A 14,112-nucleotide genomic window follows, 5' to 3' on the forward strand; every position below is an offset into this window, starting at 1 on the left:
ACAACCTGCAACTTACTACCTACAACTTATTACTTACAACTTATAACGTAAAACTTGATAAAATAATTAATTTTGAAGTGATGAAGATACAAATAATCAATGGTCCCAACCTTAATCTTTTAGGCACGCGGGAAAAATCTATTTACGGAGATAGCGGGTTTGAGCCTTTTCTGGAGAAGCTTCGTGCGGAATATGGCGATATTGTTATTGACTATTTTCAAAGTAATTCGGAAGGGGCCCTTATTGATAAGCTTCATGAAACCGGGTTTAGCTATGATGGTATTATTTTCAATGCCGGCGGATATACTCACACATCCATCGCCATTGCTGATGCTATTGCTGCTATCACGACTCCCGTTGTAGAGGTTCATATTTCGAATGTTCACGCCCGTGAGGAATATCGCCATGTTTCGCGGATGGCAAAGAACTGCAAGGGCGTAATTGCCGGTTTTGGCTTGCATAGCTACAAGCTGGCGTTGCAAAGTTTTCTTGATTAAAATAAAACCGTCAAAAAACGGTTTAAAGTAAAGCGGGTCATTTGATCCTGTTCTTATATTTTCTATTTTTATCGTGGCTTTAGGGGTGCTCCGTTTCGGGGCTGAGATAATACCCTTTGAACCTGATCCGGGTAGTTCCGGCGAAGGGAAAAGTGATTTTTCTGCATCTTTTATTCAAAAGAGCTCCTTAGCCGGTAACATCTTAAAAACAACTGGCATATGAAGGAGAAAATCTGGAAACAAATTTCTGAAGTTAGAACAAAGTCGCCTTTGGTGCATAATATCACCAATTACGTGGTGATGAACAATACCGCCAATGCACTGCTCGCCGCTGGCGCTTCGCCTGTAATGGCTCACGCACAGGCAGAGGTGCAGGATATGGTAAACATTGCGGGCGCTTTGATTGTGAACATTGGCACGCTCGATGAATACTGGGTTGAAAGCATGGAGCTCGCTGCAGGGAGGGCAAAGGAGCAGGCTAAGCCATGGGTACTTGACCCGGTTGGCGCCGGAGCAACCCCTTTCAGAAACCAGGTGCTGCAATCCTTGCTGAAGCTGCAGCCCTCCGTTATCAGGGGGAATGCCTCCGAAATTATGGCAATCACCAATGTACCTGGCGGCACGAAGGGCGTCGACAGCATTCATGAAAGCGTTGATGCTGTCTCTTCAGCGAAGCACCTCAATCAGCAGACAGGAAGCGTTGTGTGCGTGTCGGGAGCTGCCGATATTATTATTCATGAATCAAGGGTAGTGAAGCTGTCAAATGGGGATCCGCTTATGTCGAAGGTGACCGGCCTCGGCTGTACAGCCAGCGCCCTTATTGGTGCATTTGTAGCAGTAAATCCGGCCGATCCTTTTTTGGCGACAGTCTCCGCCATGGCCTTTTTAGGTGTAGCAGGCGAACTTGCCGCCCGGAAGTCGGCAGGTCCGGGCAGTTTGCAACTAAATTTACTTGATGTGCTGTATAGCTTACCGCAAGAGGAATTTATGAGCGTGATAAGGATCGAAGAAAAAAATGAAGAATAAGGAATTCCCTCACCGGCTGTATCTCGTTACCGATGAGGCAGCATGCCTCGGTCGCGATTTGCTGTGGGTGGTTGAAGAGGCAGTTAAAGGAGGGGTAGATTTGGTTCAGCTGAGGGAGAAGCATCTTGCGGACTACGCTTTTCTGTTAAAAGCACGGCGACTGAAGTCGATGCTTGATAAGTACGATATACCTCTTGTTATAAACGATAACTTAGGGGTAGCGAAGCAATGTCAAGCAAGGGGGATTCATGTGGGAAACACAGATGTACCACCTTTGGAAGTCAGGAAGCAGTGGCCTGAATGCGGGTTGTTAGGATATTCCATTGAGTATGAAAAGCAGTTGGCAAGCGAGAATTCCCTGGTTTCTGATTGCCTGGCATTGAGTCCGGTTTTTTCTACCGGTACGAAGACCGATACTGTTACGGAATGGAAGCTAGAGGGAGTCAGCCGCATCAGGGCCTTAACCACTAAGCCGCTTATAGCTATAGGAGGCATCACTATGGAGAATGCTGCCGAAGTAATCCGTGCCGGAGCAGACTGCATTGCTGTGGTTTCGGCGATTTGCTCGGCAAAAGATCCGGCGGGCGCGGCAGCGCAGTTAAGGAACGCGATAGAAAAGGCTTATTCTTCACGCTAAATAGGAACAAAGAGATGAAAAAATACAGATATATCAGCGTGCTTACCATTGCCGGCTCCGACAGCGGTGGCGGCGCGGGGATACAGGCCGATTTAAAGACGTTCTCGGCCCTTGGTTGTTTCGGTGCTTCTGCTATTACGGCAATAACAGTCCAGAATACGCTTGGGGTAACAGATATCCATAGTATACCTGCCGCCATTGCAGCGGGGCAGATCAGGGCGGTAATGGACGATATAAAACCTTCGGCGATAAAGATTGGCATGGTCCACAGTGCCGAACTTGTTGTTACTATTGCAGGTGTGTTAAGAGACTACCCGCATGTGCCGGTCATACTAGATCCTGTAATGGTGGCCACCAGCGGCGACCGGCTGATCCAAAGCGAAACCATCGAGGTGCTGAAGAAGGAGTTGTTTCCTCTTGCTACCCTTGTAACGCCTAATCTAGACGAAGCGGAAATTCTGTCGTCCATGAAGGTTAGAAGTGTGGATGAGATGAAACTCGCCGGAGCGAAGATTCTGGATACAGGCTGCCATGCGGTGCTAATCAAAGGAGGACATCTGCAAGGTGAAATATTATATGATGTCTATCTTGAAAATGACGGATACGAGCAAATTCTAAAAACCGACTTTATTGCTACTAGTAACACTCACGGTACGGGCTGTACGTTATCATCGGCCATTGCCTCTTTTACCGCGCGAGGGTACGATCTTTCGGAGGCAGTGCAAAAGGCCAGCCAGTACATTCACCAAGCAATAGCCGCAGGCCGCGATGTGAAGACAGGGGAGGGCCACGGACCCCTTAATCACTTTTTTGAACCACTAGCTCTAATTAAGCATGAACTGGACTGAATTGACATGGCAGAAATCGGAAGGTATTTATGACCGGATCGTTGAAATGCCTTTTATCAGAAGATTGATTGACGGGTCGTTACCATTAGAGAATTTTAAGTTCTACATTCAGCAGGACTCCAATTATCTCGGGTATTTCGGGCGTGCGCTGTCCCTTATTGCTGCAAGAACTGCCGATGATTACGTACTGGATTATATCCGTTTTGCGGAAGGCGCTATCGTTGTGGAGAACGCCCTGCATGCCGGTTATTTTAATGAGTTTGGCATTAATGGAAAAGCAGAGATATCTCCTGCATGCCATCATTACACAAGCTTTTTAATGAGCACAGCGGCGGTGGGAAGAGTGGAGACAGCGATGGCTGCTGTACTTCCCTGTTTCTTGATCTATAAAAAGGTGGGCGATTATATTTGTCAGAACCAGCAAAGGGGCGACAATCCGTATAGTACCTGGATCAATACGTATGCCGGCGAAGAGTTTGGTGCGTTGGTACAAAAGGCGTTGCGCATTTGTGATGAAGTTGCGCAGAGATGTACTCCAGCTCAGCAAAATGAGATGACGGAGGCCTTTCTCACGGCCTCGCGTCTGGAATGGCTTTTCTGGGATAGCGCCTGGCGGCTTGAAGAATGGCAGCCTGTCGTGTAAGCGTTACAGCGCCTTGCTGCTGCCATTTTCAATAGCGCGGCCAAGAGCCTGTACCTCTTCATTATTGAGATCGAAAGTGCCCGGTTGAAGAATGACCCATCCTTTTGTTTTAGTCTTCTGAACGATGAGGTTGGGAGCATTCCTGCTCGACACCGTCTCGTGTTTGGGATCTGTGTCTTCATCGAAGGCATCGGTGCTCTCAAGCTCAATAGTGAAAGTATGATCTTCAACCGGAGTAACAATTACATCTGTTCGGACATTCTTAACAGGAAAATGAGTTCTGAATGATGGCATATAGTATATCTTTTCATCAATAGACAATCGGGAGCCGGGATAGTTTGCTTCATGCCAAATAGTAGAGATGTTGTGAGCAATTGAAAGAATAGATTAAAAGTTGCCTTAAAGGGCGACTTTATGTATCTTTGTATAAGTTATGAGTGGAGACATAAAATATAGAACCATAACGATCTATAAGCAGTATTTTCCCGAGTTCTTTGCTAAACAGCGACAAAAGGTTAAAGATAAGATCATCTGGACGCTTAAACTAATTGAGGAAGTACAGTTTGTACCTGAAACGTATTTAAAACACCTGGAGGGGACGGCGGGGTTATTTGAAATAAGGGTACAAGCAGGGAGTGACATTTTAGAATATTTTGTTTTTTTGACGAGGGGCAATTAATTATACTCGCAAATGGGTTTCAAAAAACGACGCAAAAGACACCTAAGCAGGAAATAGAAAAGGCATTAAAAATAAAAGAGTTATACCATGAAGAAAAACAATAATCTGATTACGCTGGATGATTTTATAGATAAAGAGTACGGCCAGAAAGGAACACCGAAGAGAGATAAATTTGAACAAGGCTTTTCGGAATTCAGATTAGGGGTATTGATCTATGAAGCCCGGAAAGCCAAAGGGATGACGCAAACTCAATTGGCTGATAAATGCGGTACAACCAAAGCCTATATCTCTAAAGTTGAAAATGACGTAAAGGATGTAAGGGTGGCTACTTTAAGAAAGATCATTGAAGAAGGATTAGGTGGTCGTCTTGAACTTTCTATTAAGTTATAAATGCATATTTAGACGTTATTGCATGAGCAAAAGCTTGCAATCTCAACAAGTAACCTACAATTTTTGATCTTCAATATTCCCTGAACACAGTTCTTAATCTGTCGGGACCGACCCTCAGGTCGTCCTTTACGTTGCCTGTGATTTGCGGGGCCGGTATTCCTTCTCCCCAGTATTGCGGACCTGTGAAGATCCTTGCTTCGTCCCAGAGGTTGGCCTTGATGAAGAGATCGAGTGTTTTTGCACCGCCTTCGACGATGATGGATTGAATGTCCATAATGTAAAGCTGATAGGCGATCATCTGGGGGAGGTAACGGTCAAAATCTTCAAGTTCCAGATACTTTACCGCGTTGTGTGTTTCGGTCTTTACTGAATTGAAAATGATGGTTTGCTGACTCTGGTCGAACAGATGGAGGCCCGGAGGTAGTGCGAGATGGCGGTCTATGACAATCCTTTTCGGGTTGCGGCCACGCCATTCCCTCACGTTGAGCTGCGGATTGTCTATTAAGGCGGTGTTCTTTCCGACCAGTATGGCATCCTCTTCCGCACGCCAGCGGTGCGTAAGGATACGGGCGGCTGCGGAGCTTATCCATTGCTGCGAACCATTATTAGGAGCGAAAAAGTGATCGGCTGTTTCAGCCCATTTCAAAATGATGTAGGGCCGCTGTTTTTTTAACCTCGTAAAAAAGCGGCGGTTTAGAAAGTCGCATTCTTTCCGGAGGACGTTTTCTTCAACCGTTATACCGGCATTCCTTAGTTGCTGAATGCCTTTTCCGTTAACCTGATCGAAGGGATCAGGACTGCCTATCACCACTTTCGGGATCCCGTGCCTGATAATCAGGTGGGCACATGGTGGTGTCTTTCCATAATGCGAGCATGGTTCCAGCGTGACGTATATTACCGACTCTTTTAACCTGGCTTCTGCATCCGCAAAGGCAGCAAATACTGAATTGACAGCATTTACTTCTGCATGTGCTTTGCCGTACTCCTGGTGAAAGCCCTCACCAATGATCTTATCATGATGTACAATAACGGCACCTACCATGGGATTGGGACTAACTCTTCCCGCTCCCAGCCGTGCCAGCTCAACAGCACGATGCATGTATTTTTCTTCCGGTGTGATCAAAACAATTTCGGATATTTTAATTTTCTACTAAGAAACGCTTTAGCGATTCGATCTAAGAATATGCAAGTTTACATAAAAAGAGAAAAGCTGAACTGATAAAATGATATTCTCTACATTTCATCAGTAAAACTGCTTTTCAAAGGAAGATAAGACCGATCCACTTGTTTTATATGCAGCTTTATGTAAACTTGCATATCAAACAAGTCTTAGTTTGTAAAATAGAAGAACACAACAAAAGACCGTTTACTTTTCAGGAAACATGACATTTGGAGATATAGAAACAATATATGTAAATCAGCTACCATCCTTTTACGAGAAGGATGAGGCTAAAAGCATAGCAGCGCTTGCTGTAGAACATGTTTGCAATGTGAGCAAGAGCTATTATCTGCTTCATAAGAATGATTCTGTTACGTTAGTGCAGGAAACCTCTCTTATAAGAATTCTTGACGAACTTCGTTTGGGAAGGCCTCTTCAGTATGTGATGGAAGAAGCCGACTTTTTCGGACTGCGGTTTAAAGTAAACTCTTCTGTGCTTATACCCCGGCCCGAGACTGAGGAGCTTGTACACTGGGTGCTGACTTTTGTAAAAGAAAAAAACCGGATTAAAAGAGCTGAGGAAGCGCTCTCTGTTCTTGATATTGGTACCGGCAGCGGCTGTATCCCTGTTGCACTGAAGCGAAATCTTCCTGAAGCTGTAATATGTGGACTTGATATTTCCTCTGATGCTCTCGAAACGGCAACAGCGAATGCCGCTCTCAATGGAACGGAGGTTCGGTTTATCCAGGGAGATATTTTGGATAGTACATTTAGTCTTCAGCCTGTTAGATTTAACATCATTACAAGTAATCCCCCTTATGTTACCAGTTCCGAGAAAAAAGGAATGCATAAGAACGTTCTTGATTTTGAGCCTCATACCGCTTTGTTTGTGCCTGATGAAGACCCACTGATATTTTACCGGTATATCGCCGATTTCAGTCTCAGGCACCTTGATTCTGAAGGATCTATCTTTCTTGAAATCAACGAGCACTTTGGCGCTGAAACATGTGCTTTACTGGAAGCGAAAGGCTTTAAAACAGAATTGAAGAAAGACTTACGGGGGAAGGACAGGATGATAAAAGCGTGGCGATAAACTCAGAAGAGTTTTAACTGCTGATCAACAGGCGGTTTAGCTTTGCCAAAAACGGTACGGCCTCCATAGCGCCAGGATTCATTCCGTTCTTTTTCGATCAGCTGTTCGAAGTTGTTGTTTGGTTTAAAGTCTTTTTCGGCCTTTTGTGCAATCTCACCTAGTTTTCGAAGAGCCAGTTGTTTATCGGAATTGCCCATTTTTGCTTTGTGTACCGCTGTCTGCAATGTGCTTATCGTTTCATCGTAAACGTTGATTGGCACTGGAAATGGGTGGCCATCTTTGCCGCCGTGGGCAAAAGAAAAGCGTGCAGGATCTTTAAAGCGGGATGGAGTTCCGTAAATTACTTCGCTTACCAGAGCAAGGGACTGCAGTGTGCGGGGACCTACACCTTCGAGCAGCAGGAGCTCTTCGAAATCCGACGGCCTCTTGTCGCGCGCCAGCCAGAGGATGCTTCCAAGCCGTTTCAGATCTACATCTTTTGAGCGTACGTCGTGATGTGCAGGCATAACCAGTTTTTGCGCCTCGGCAAGCATCTGTTTTGGGTTCTCGACAGTTAAGGCCATTACTCCATCTCTTGCGGTGGAAGCCTCCCTGGCCACCATGTTTAAAATACTTCCCTGATTTGTTCCGCAAATACCTGTGTGAGGTTCGTCCACGAAAGAGGCGAGGGACGAAGAATGCCAGTGATAACGTCTTGCTGTTGATCCTCCGGTCTGCATTCCCTGCTGAACAACCGTCCACTGGCCTTCATCGCTTACTATAAAGCTATGCATATATAACTGAAAGCCATCCTGAATGGCGGTGTTATCTACTTTTGCACTTAACTTACTGCAACGCACCAGGTAGCTGCCGTCAATGCCTGTACGTTCGCCCACTGAAAGAAGTTCGCGGGGCGCTTCACGCGAATATTTTCCTTTCCCGCCGCAGATATAGATCCCCAGTTCTCGGGAGTGAGGATTTACGGCACGTTTTAATGCTCCCATGACAGAGGTAGTAATACCCGAAGAATGCCAGTCCATGCCCATTACAGCTCCAAGACTCTGAAACCAGAAAGGATCACTGAGCCGTCGTAACACTTCCTGCTTTCCGTATTCGATGATAATAGCCTCTGTAATAGCCAGGCCCAACTTTGCCATTCGTTCTGCCAGCCATTGAGGAACGTAGCCGTAATGTAAAGGCAGATCTGCACTTCCCGATCGTTTCATTGCTAACAAAGTTAGTAAAAAATAAAGTGAGTGTACTTTTTTCTTTGACCGCAAAGAAAAAAGATACCAAAAAAGAAACTCGCGGCTGCTTTCATTGCTTTGAAAATGGGTGCGTTTACGAAGTTTGATGCAGCCGCAATGAAAAAGGCCGCTATTTGCGGTTTCGGCGGGGTAGTGGTGTGAATATATTAAAGAAAAATAATTATCTATCACATAGTTAACGTGCCAATATTGTATCTAAAAAGCCTGAGGTATAGTATGTACTTCAAGGCTGAAGGTAAACTTTTCCTTATAATAATCTCATTCTGTAAGCATTTTTTGCTGCTTCGCCTAACTGATTCATGAGTTTATAATTGGCAATAGCACCTACTGCGGCACCGATTACCGGTAGTAGCTGCGCCATTTTGGCCAGATCAATATAGTCGCGGTATTCCTGCTGAAAGCTGCGCCAGTCGAAATCTTCAGGCTTTTCCGGTAAGCCTTGCTCGTATGTGTGCCAGTTTTCAATGAGCTTATATGTTTCTTTTCTCTTCTTCCGGCTGGAAAAGGTTAATTGGAAGATGTAGAGAATATAGAGCCGCTCTTTGTAATCTTTGACGTCGAAACCATAAACGGAAGCGGCATCAAACAGGAATTTTAGCTTTAATCCTAGCAGGAGCGGGAAGTCGGCCAGTCCGAGCAGAATGCCTCCAGCGCCCGTTACGGCGCCCTCAGCAACGGCAGAATTACGATAAAATGATATTCGTTCCTGCAACTGATTTTCTCTGAACTGCAAGGGAACGTCTGTAAGCATTCTGGCGGACGTATATTTTGCTCCAAACAGAACGGCCTCTACCATTTTTTGGATGGTAGTGGTAATCACGGCATGGGCTTTTTCCGGAATCATCCGGTTAATCCGGTCCTGCGCCCTTTTTGAGAGCTTGTCGAAAAGACCCGGATCCTGCTGCATTTTCTGCTGCCATGCTTGTAGTTCGGCACGTGCCTGATCTTCGTAATTCATCATAGTATAGGATACTAATCTAAGAACTTATTTGGCGTATTTAAGTTTTTTGAGATCCTCATGTCGGCCCTCCGCCAAAATATCGTTAATTTTGTGTCATGGAAGAACCTTTTGATATTGAATCAGGACATATTACATATTCTGTATTTCCCGAAGAGGACGGTGTTTATACTATTTTTAAAGAGGGAATTGAGTATATGAAGATCCAGAAAGACGAGGGGGAACAGTGGCTTAAACTAGATCCTGAGACAGATCTTCCTCTGTTTGACGTTGACGAGGAAGTGAACCTGATAGGCGGCGAGATCCTGCGTTATAAGTTGTAGGTTGTAAGTTATACGTAGTAGGGTATAAGTGATACGTTGTAAAATAAGCTAATAATTGAGAACCTAAACTTTGTAAGTAATAAATGTAAAGTTTTGCCTTTAGTTTCACCCAGGGACCAGCGCTTCTCTTGTATACGGTTACTGCCTTCTGTTAAAAAAAGTTAAAAATATTTCTTAATTACGAAATAGTTCGTACTATTGTAATACGAAATTATTCGTAGTTAAGATGAATATAAAACCAACGGATAGCGAGTTAGAAATTCTGCAGATATTATGGCAGAAGAGGGAGTGTACTGTAAGGGAAGTAAATGAAATACTTTCGGAGGAGCGTGGCGAGGAAGTAGGTTATACTACTACACTCAAGCTTATGCAAATTATGCACGAGAAGGGGATGGTAGAGCGCGATACCAGTTCGCGGACTCACATATACAAAGCGTTGATGAATCCCGAACGTACAAGAAACAGCATTCTTAATAAAGTGATTGATACGGTATTTAACGGATCGGCCAGCCAATTGGTGATGCAGGCTTTAAGTAACCGGAAATCGTCAAAGGAAGAGATCGAACAGATAAAGAAATATTTGGATCAACTGGATAAAAAATAGAATAGTATGGACACTGTTAAATTATTTCACGGCTTAACGGAGGCTATGTACGAATCCCTCGGTCAGGGATTAATAATTTATTTGTTAGCCAAATTAATCATATTCCTTCTTCCCTGGATGGATTCGGCTTTCCGGTTCCGGTTGTTATATATTTCCTTATGTGTTATTTTTCTTCTATTTACCGGACGAATGGTCGAGGTTGCGCTTACAGGGCAGCAAGTGGCCGAATACCCGGGCGCAGTGATCGGAGCAAACGAAGTCAGCAACGGTGATTTCAGCATTAAGGCAGTAGCCCATAAGTATGCATCGGGAATAGGGTTATTATATTTGGCGGGCATTCTGGTGCAGACGGCGATATTGATCGCCTCTCTATTGAAGATCCGATGGTATAAGAATCAGAAAAGCCTCCACATTAATCAACTGTGGCAGATCAGGATGGAGTCTCTTCAGGAGGTTTTACATATAAAACGGAAGGTGACTTTGTACTTTGGGGAGCGTATTGCCGGGCCCTTTACTACGGGGTGGATAAAGCCCGTTATCTTTTTCCCTCTTGCTTCATTAAACAACCTTAGTGTTGAGCAGGTTGAGGCAATCCTTACACACGAACTGGCGCATATTAGGCGTAACGACTATTTGTGGAACCTGCTGCAGCGCGTTATGGACATGATTTTATTCTTTAATCCTGTAACGTGGGCTCTTTCTGCAGAGATCAGACGCGAGCGTGAATATTGTTGTGACGACATGGTGCTGGGGCGGAATTCGTCATCGGTTTCCTATGCAAAAGCTTTGTTCTTACTCGAACAGGAGCGTACAGGTTATAGCTTAATAATGCAGGCCGGCGGTACCAAAAGAGATTCATTATTAAACCGTATAAAACGATTAACAGATATGGAAACATCAAAATCTACAGGAATACCTAAAATAATTGCCCTGACAGGCTTAATGGTCGGTGTGTTGTTTATTGGCTGGACAAAGCCAGCGGAAAAGGTAAAGGAACTATGTGAAGATATACGGACTGACACGCTATGTTACACAAGCTTACCCGGTCAGCTACCGGCGAAAACCAATGCACTCAAACTGGCGAGTACATTGGCAACACCTGCGTTGGCAATATCGGCGGTCAGTCTTGACACGCTGCCTCAGGCTCCGCCAGTTCATCCTGACGTGTCAACTCCTCCTCCTCCTCCTCCAGTTCACCCCATTCTATCCGTTCCATCGGCTCCTCCGGTTTCCGCGGTGCCTGTAATGCCTTTAAGTGATTCTATAAAGACGAATATCTTTAAATATTATAACAGTCCTGAGTTTAAAAAACACATTGCCGAAATCAGGAAGCATAGTGAGGAGATCAGGAAGAAATTTGAAAGCCCTGAATGGAAGCAGCAGATTGCTAAGATCAGTGCAGAAGCGGAAACTGCGGCAAAAAACTACAATAGTCCAGAGTTTAAAAAACAGATGGATGAAATAAAAAAGCAGGGAGAAGTGATCAGAAAGCAATTTGAAAGCCCTGAATGGAAGGCGCGGGTGGAAACGATGAAAAAGCAGGCCGCAGACATGGAAAAACAGTTTAATTCACCTGAATGGAAACAGAAGATGCAGGAATTGGTAGACCATGCTAAAGAAATGGAACGAAAGGTTGAAGAGGAAAAGAACAAACAAAAGGGTAATTAGTAGTAAGTAATAAGTCGTAAGTTTTAGGTGTAAATACACTGATAATCATCACTCTATAAACACCAGGCGATATTGCCCTTTAATATAACAATAGTATTAAACAACAAAAAAAGGCGGCTGATTGATTTTTAATCCCGCCGCCTTTTTTGCAGTGCAAAGGATATTACTTTCCCGAAGCCACTTTCACTCCTTCAGGAACCTTCCAAAGATTCTTTTTGTACTGGCGGATCTTTTCTTCTGCTTCGGCTGCGTTGAGCTCTTCCTGAGAGGAGCCGGAACCAAGGGCCGATGATTCGCGTATGATCTTACTTGTAAATTTACGCTGTACAAAAATATCATCCATTGTCATTTCAAACATGTCACGATCAGGGTCGGATACATCCATTTTTACAAGAGTATATCGCAGTTGAGGGAAATATAACCAGAACGCGGGTGTAGAACCCACCGCCAGAGCTGTTGAATCCGATGTTGTGATATCCATCAGTGGAGCTACGCCGACAATACGTGTTTCTACCTTTCCCCGTTGTTTATCCAGGAAAATATCTTCTTTAATTCTGAACTTAGAAATCTTCTCAGGATTGAACTCGTTTAGCATCATCTTTGAATCGATTTGGTTCCCGTCCTGGTCGAAGATAGGTACCAGTACGCTATCCTGAAATCTGGCTTGCCCCTGAAGCGCTGTAAGCTTGTGGGTGAAACTTTCATCGGTTGGCTCGTAAGGTGTTAACTTACCCGCCGCTATATCTTTCATGATCGCTTCGATCAGGGTTTTTCCTGGAATAGCAAGAGCGAAATTCGTTTTATCATGAATGTCGATATCTCTCCACACACGTTTGTAAAAACGGATATTGCTTTTGTTTACGTCAGGATACTTAAACGGGATGGCACTCTCGAGTACTTTATTGGCATTGTAGAAGCCATCTGTTTGTGGAATGGTATCAGCCAGCACAGCATCTTTAGATTCTGCTGAACCTACAGCTGGCGAAGTGCTTTCAGAAGGGAACATTTCCTGCGCTTTCAACGAAAAAGCCCCGGCAAGAAATATTGATAATACAACAACAGTTTTCATAGTTTCAGTTTAATAGATTTCCATTTAACAATTATTTTGCTTTAATTTTTGATGAAGGTATTTCGATGGCAGACATTACGCACCTGAAACCAATATAGGAATGCGGCATATCTTGATTTTCGTAGTTACGGGTAGAGCTGTTCAGCAATAATCCAGGATCCTTCCATGAGCCTCCTCTTACAACTTTGCGTCTGCGAACTTCTCCATCATTTTCAGTCGCATCATAGAGCAATACAGGGTTAAGGTCGTTAACAAACTCAATGGCAGAAGGGCTATAAGCGTCCAGTGTCCATTCAGAAACATTTCCGGCCATATTGTAAATTCCGAAGGCGTTAGCGGAATACGACTTTACAGGTAATGTAAATGTTGCGCCATCTTTGGAGTAGAGGCCTTCACCTTGCTTGAAGTTGGCTGCTACTTTATTTTTGTTAGCGTCTTCGGGATCTGTTTTCCCCTCGGCGGCGTATTGCCATTGCGCTTCCGTAGGCAGGCTGAAGGTGAATATAAAGTCTTTGAGATATGAATTCTTCTTTAAGCTTGCAGAGAATTCTTTACCGCGCCAATCGGTGTAAGCACGTGCCTGTTTCCAGGTAACGCCCACTACGGGGTGGTTATCGAAGGAGCTATGATAAAAATAATTCTCGTCCATCATAGCCATTTGAGCATTAGGAAAGTCTTTTGACCAAATACCTTCAGCAGGCATTACAGAAACGGTATCGGTAACATATTCATTGTTATTAGATCCGCCAGCTCTTAAATAGGTGAAACGGTATTTCAATACCTCAGGATTTAACATTTTACGGTCACCCCGCATCACAAACATCGGAGCCAGTTTATCCTGTACTGACGGGATATCAAAAGGGGAGCTCTTTTTAACCTTATCCCAGTCTATTAACTTACGTGTTACTGCGGTAGCGCCGGAACCCTCCTTCACTGTTTTAAAATAAGAATCATCCTTCAGGTAGTTTGTTACGGCAATTGAATCAGCTACCCAGTTTACAAACTGGCGGTATTGCTTATTGGATACTTCGGTCTTGTCTATAAAGAATGCACTTAAGCTGACATTTTTTCCTTCCGAGAGTGTATCAGTCCCGGTTTTATATAAAATAGTTCCAGAAGGTATATAAGCCATTCCCGGAGGAGCTGGCAGATTCTTCCCGCCATATTGAGGGAAGGAGGTACGTGCGTTTTTCTGGTTAAAGGCCGACATAAATAACACGACGACGAAGCCTAGAAAAATGGTATATGATACAGATAATTTCAACATATTA

Annotated in this window: 18 protein-coding genes and 1 riboswitch; of the genes, 12 read left to right on the forward strand and 6 right to left on the reverse strand. The window is 44.3% G+C overall.

The features are described from left to right. The first annotated feature begins 80 nt into the window (after positions 1-80). The 5 genes from aroQ (at position 81) to BDE36_RS13010 (ending at position 3,651) form a co-directional block, all read left to right on the forward strand. A complete protein-coding gene (aroQ, locus tag BDE36_RS12990; protein ID WP_128768981.1) occupies positions 81-497 on the forward strand; it encodes a type II 3-dehydroquinate dehydratase in 417 nt (138 codons plus the stop codon). A gap of 71 nt (positions 498-568) precedes the next feature. Beyond that, positions 569-663, forward strand: a riboswitch (TPP riboswitch). 53 nt (positions 664-716) lie between these two features. Further along, positions 717-1,523, forward strand: coding sequence for a hydroxyethylthiazole kinase (gene thiM / locus BDE36_RS12995; RefSeq protein ID WP_141815223.1), 807 nt, complete (start codon positions 717-719; stop codon positions 1,521-1,523). Continuing rightward, positions 1,513-2,160 carry a thiamine phosphate synthase gene (gene thiE, locus BDE36_RS13000; RefSeq protein WP_128768983.1) on the forward strand — a complete coding sequence of 216 codons (648 nt, stop codon included), beginning with the start codon at positions 1,513-1,515 and terminating at the stop codon, positions 2,158-2,160. Before thiM ends, thiE begins: the two co-directional genes overlap by 11 nt. Before the next feature lie 14 nt (positions 2,161-2,174). Further along, on the forward strand, positions 2,175-3,008 hold the full coding sequence (gene thiD, locus BDE36_RS13005) for a bifunctional hydroxymethylpyrimidine kinase/phosphomethylpyrimidine kinase (RefSeq protein WP_141815224.1): 834 nt from the start codon (positions 2,175-2,177) through the stop codon (positions 3,006-3,008). Next, entirely contained in the window at positions 2,995-3,651 is a 657-nt protein-coding gene (locus BDE36_RS13010) for a TenA family protein (protein ID WP_141815225.1), read from the forward strand. Before thiD ends, BDE36_RS13010 begins: the two co-directional genes overlap by 14 nt. A gap of 3 nt (positions 3,652-3,654) precedes the next feature. Here the strand turns inward: BDE36_RS13010 and BDE36_RS13015 are convergent, their stop codons facing one another. Beyond that, positions 3,655-3,945: a flagellar biosynthesis anti-sigma factor FlgM gene (locus BDE36_RS13015; protein ID WP_141815226.1), complete on the reverse strand. Its 291-nt coding sequence runs from the start codon at positions 3,943-3,945 to the stop codon at positions 3,655-3,657. Positions 3,946-4,084: 139 nt separating this feature from the next. On the opposite strand from BDE36_RS13015, the gene BDE36_RS13020 reads away from it, so the two are divergent. The 3 genes from BDE36_RS13020 to BDE36_RS13025 are packed head-to-tail and all read left to right on the forward strand — an operon-like array spanning position 4,085 to position 4,720. After that, positions 4,085-4,330 carry a type II toxin-antitoxin system RelE/ParE family toxin gene (locus tag BDE36_RS13020; protein ID WP_235904286.1) on the forward strand — a complete coding sequence of 82 codons (246 nt, stop codon included), beginning with the start codon at positions 4,085-4,087 and terminating at the stop codon, positions 4,328-4,330. Between the two features lie 2 nt (positions 4,331-4,332). Beyond that, positions 4,333-4,434 carry a type II toxin-antitoxin system RelE/ParE family toxin gene (locus BDE36_RS24185; RefSeq protein ID WP_235904289.1) on the forward strand — a complete coding sequence of 34 codons (102 nt, stop codon included), beginning with the start codon at positions 4,333-4,335 and terminating at the stop codon, positions 4,432-4,434. After that, on the forward strand, positions 4,418-4,720 hold the full coding sequence (locus tag BDE36_RS13025) for a helix-turn-helix domain-containing protein (protein WP_128768988.1): 303 nt from the start codon (positions 4,418-4,420) through the stop codon (positions 4,718-4,720). Before BDE36_RS24185 ends, BDE36_RS13025 begins: the two co-directional genes overlap by 17 nt. A gap of 70 nt (positions 4,721-4,790) precedes the next feature. Here BDE36_RS13025 and ribD read toward each other — a convergent pair whose 3' ends face one another. Further along, positions 4,791-5,840 (reverse strand): bifunctional diaminohydroxyphosphoribosylaminopyrimidine deaminase/5-amino-6-(5-phosphoribosylamino)uracil reductase RibD, encoded by a 1,050-nt coding sequence (gene ribD, locus BDE36_RS13030; RefSeq protein WP_141816580.1) that lies wholly within the window; start codon positions 5,838-5,840, stop codon positions 4,791-4,793. Between the two features lie 262 nt (positions 5,841-6,102). Here ribD and prmC point away from each other — a divergent pair, with 262 nt between their 5' ends. Then, a complete protein-coding gene (prmC, locus tag BDE36_RS13035; protein WP_141815227.1) occupies positions 6,103-6,972 on the forward strand; it encodes a peptide chain release factor N(5)-glutamine methyltransferase in 870 nt (289 codons plus the stop codon). Between the two features lie 2 nt (positions 6,973-6,974). Here the strand turns inward: prmC and BDE36_RS13040 are convergent, their stop codons facing one another. Both BDE36_RS13040 and BDE36_RS13045 read right to left on the reverse strand, forming a co-directional pair. Further along, on the reverse strand, positions 6,975-8,177 hold the full coding sequence (locus BDE36_RS13040) for a DUF763 domain-containing protein (protein ID WP_141815228.1): 1,203 nt from the start codon (positions 8,175-8,177) through the stop codon (positions 6,975-6,977). 289 nt (positions 8,178-8,466) lie between these two features. Then, complete coding sequence (locus BDE36_RS13045) at positions 8,467-9,180, reverse strand: EcsC family protein (protein ID WP_141815229.1); 714 nt, start codon at positions 9,178-9,180, stop codon at positions 8,467-8,469. Positions 9,181-9,275: 95 nt separating this feature from the next. Here BDE36_RS13045 and BDE36_RS13050 point away from each other — a divergent pair, with 95 nt between their 5' ends. From BDE36_RS13050 to BDE36_RS13060, 3 genes are all read left to right on the forward strand, one after another. After that, the gene (locus BDE36_RS13050; protein WP_141815230.1) at positions 9,276-9,500 is read left to right on the forward strand and encodes a hypothetical protein; all 225 of its coding nucleotides are present in this window, start codon (positions 9,276-9,278) and stop codon (positions 9,498-9,500) included. Positions 9,501-9,726: 226 nt separating this feature from the next. Then, the gene (locus BDE36_RS13055) at positions 9,727-10,104 is read left to right on the forward strand and encodes a BlaI/MecI/CopY family transcriptional regulator (RefSeq protein WP_128768993.1); all 378 of its coding nucleotides are present in this window, start codon (positions 9,727-9,729) and stop codon (positions 10,102-10,104) included. A 6-nt stretch (positions 10,105-10,110) separates the two neighbouring features. After that, positions 10,111-11,772: a M56 family metallopeptidase gene (locus BDE36_RS13060; protein ID WP_141815231.1), complete on the forward strand. Its 1,662-nt coding sequence runs from the start codon at positions 10,111-10,113 to the stop codon at positions 11,770-11,772. A 163-nt stretch (positions 11,773-11,935) separates the two neighbouring features. Here BDE36_RS13060 and porN read toward each other — a convergent pair whose 3' ends face one another. After that, the gene (gene porN, locus BDE36_RS13065; protein ID WP_128768995.1) at positions 11,936-12,841 is read right to left on the reverse strand and encodes a type IX secretion system ring subunit PorN/GldN; all 906 of its coding nucleotides are present in this window, start codon (positions 12,839-12,841) and stop codon (positions 11,936-11,938) included. Positions 12,842-12,872: 31 nt separating this feature from the next. Then, positions 12,873-14,108 (reverse strand): T9SS ring complex lipoprotein PorK/GldK, encoded by a 1,236-nt coding sequence (porK, locus tag BDE36_RS13070; protein ID WP_141815232.1) that lies wholly within the window; start codon positions 14,106-14,108, stop codon positions 12,873-12,875. Positions 14,109-14,112 lie beyond the last annotated feature (4 nt).

It is taken from the genome of Arcticibacter tournemirensis (assembly GCF_006716645.1).
Lineage (GTDB): Bacteria > Bacteroidota > Bacteroidia > Sphingobacteriales > Sphingobacteriaceae > Arcticibacter > Arcticibacter tournemirensis.

Coding starts and splice junctions, on each gene's coding strand:
- aroQ (WP_128768981.1), top strand. CDS start 81: ATGAAGATACAAATAATCAATGGTCCCAACCTTAATCTTTTAGGCACG.
- thiM (WP_141815223.1), top strand. CDS start 717: ATGAAGGAGAAAATCTGGAAACAAATTTCTGAAGTTAGAACAAAGTCG.
- thiE (WP_128768983.1), top strand. CDS start 1,513: ATGAAGAATAAGGAATTCCCTCACCGGCTGTATCTCGTTACCGATGAG.
- thiD (WP_141815224.1), top strand. CDS start 2,175: ATGAAAAAATACAGATATATCAGCGTGCTTACCATTGCCGGCTCCGAC.
- BDE36_RS13010 (WP_141815225.1), top strand. CDS start 2,995: ATGAACTGGACTGAATTGACATGGCAGAAATCGGAAGGTATTTATGAC.
- BDE36_RS13015 (WP_141815226.1), bottom strand. CDS start 3,945: ATGCCATCATTCAGAACTCATTTTCCTGTTAAGAATGTCCGAACAGAT.
- BDE36_RS13020 (WP_235904286.1), top strand. CDS start 4,085: ATGAGTGGAGACATAAAATATAGAACCATAACGATCTATAAGCAGTAT.
- BDE36_RS13025 (WP_128768988.1), top strand. CDS start 4,418: ATGAAGAAAAACAATAATCTGATTACGCTGGATGATTTTATAGATAAA.
- prmC (WP_141815227.1), top strand. CDS start 6,103: ATGACATTTGGAGATATAGAAACAATATATGTAAATCAGCTACCATCC.
- BDE36_RS13040 (WP_141815228.1), bottom strand. CDS start 8,177: ATGAAACGATCGGGAAGTGCAGATCTGCCTTTACATTACGGCTACGTT.
- BDE36_RS13045 (WP_141815229.1), bottom strand. CDS start 9,180: ATGATGAATTACGAAGATCAGGCACGTGCCGAACTACAAGCATGGCAG.
- BDE36_RS13050 (WP_141815230.1), top strand. CDS start 9,276: ATGGAAGAACCTTTTGATATTGAATCAGGACATATTACATATTCTGTA.
- BDE36_RS13055 (WP_128768993.1), top strand. CDS start 9,727: ATGAATATAAAACCAACGGATAGCGAGTTAGAAATTCTGCAGATATTA.
- BDE36_RS13060 (WP_141815231.1), top strand. CDS start 10,111: ATGGACACTGTTAAATTATTTCACGGCTTAACGGAGGCTATGTACGAA.
- porN (WP_128768995.1), bottom strand. CDS start 12,841: ATGAAAACTGTTGTTGTATTATCAATATTTCTTGCCGGGGCTTTTTCG.
- porK (WP_141815232.1), bottom strand. CDS start 14,108: ATGTTGAAATTATCTGTATCATATACCATTTTTCTAGGCTTCGTCGTC.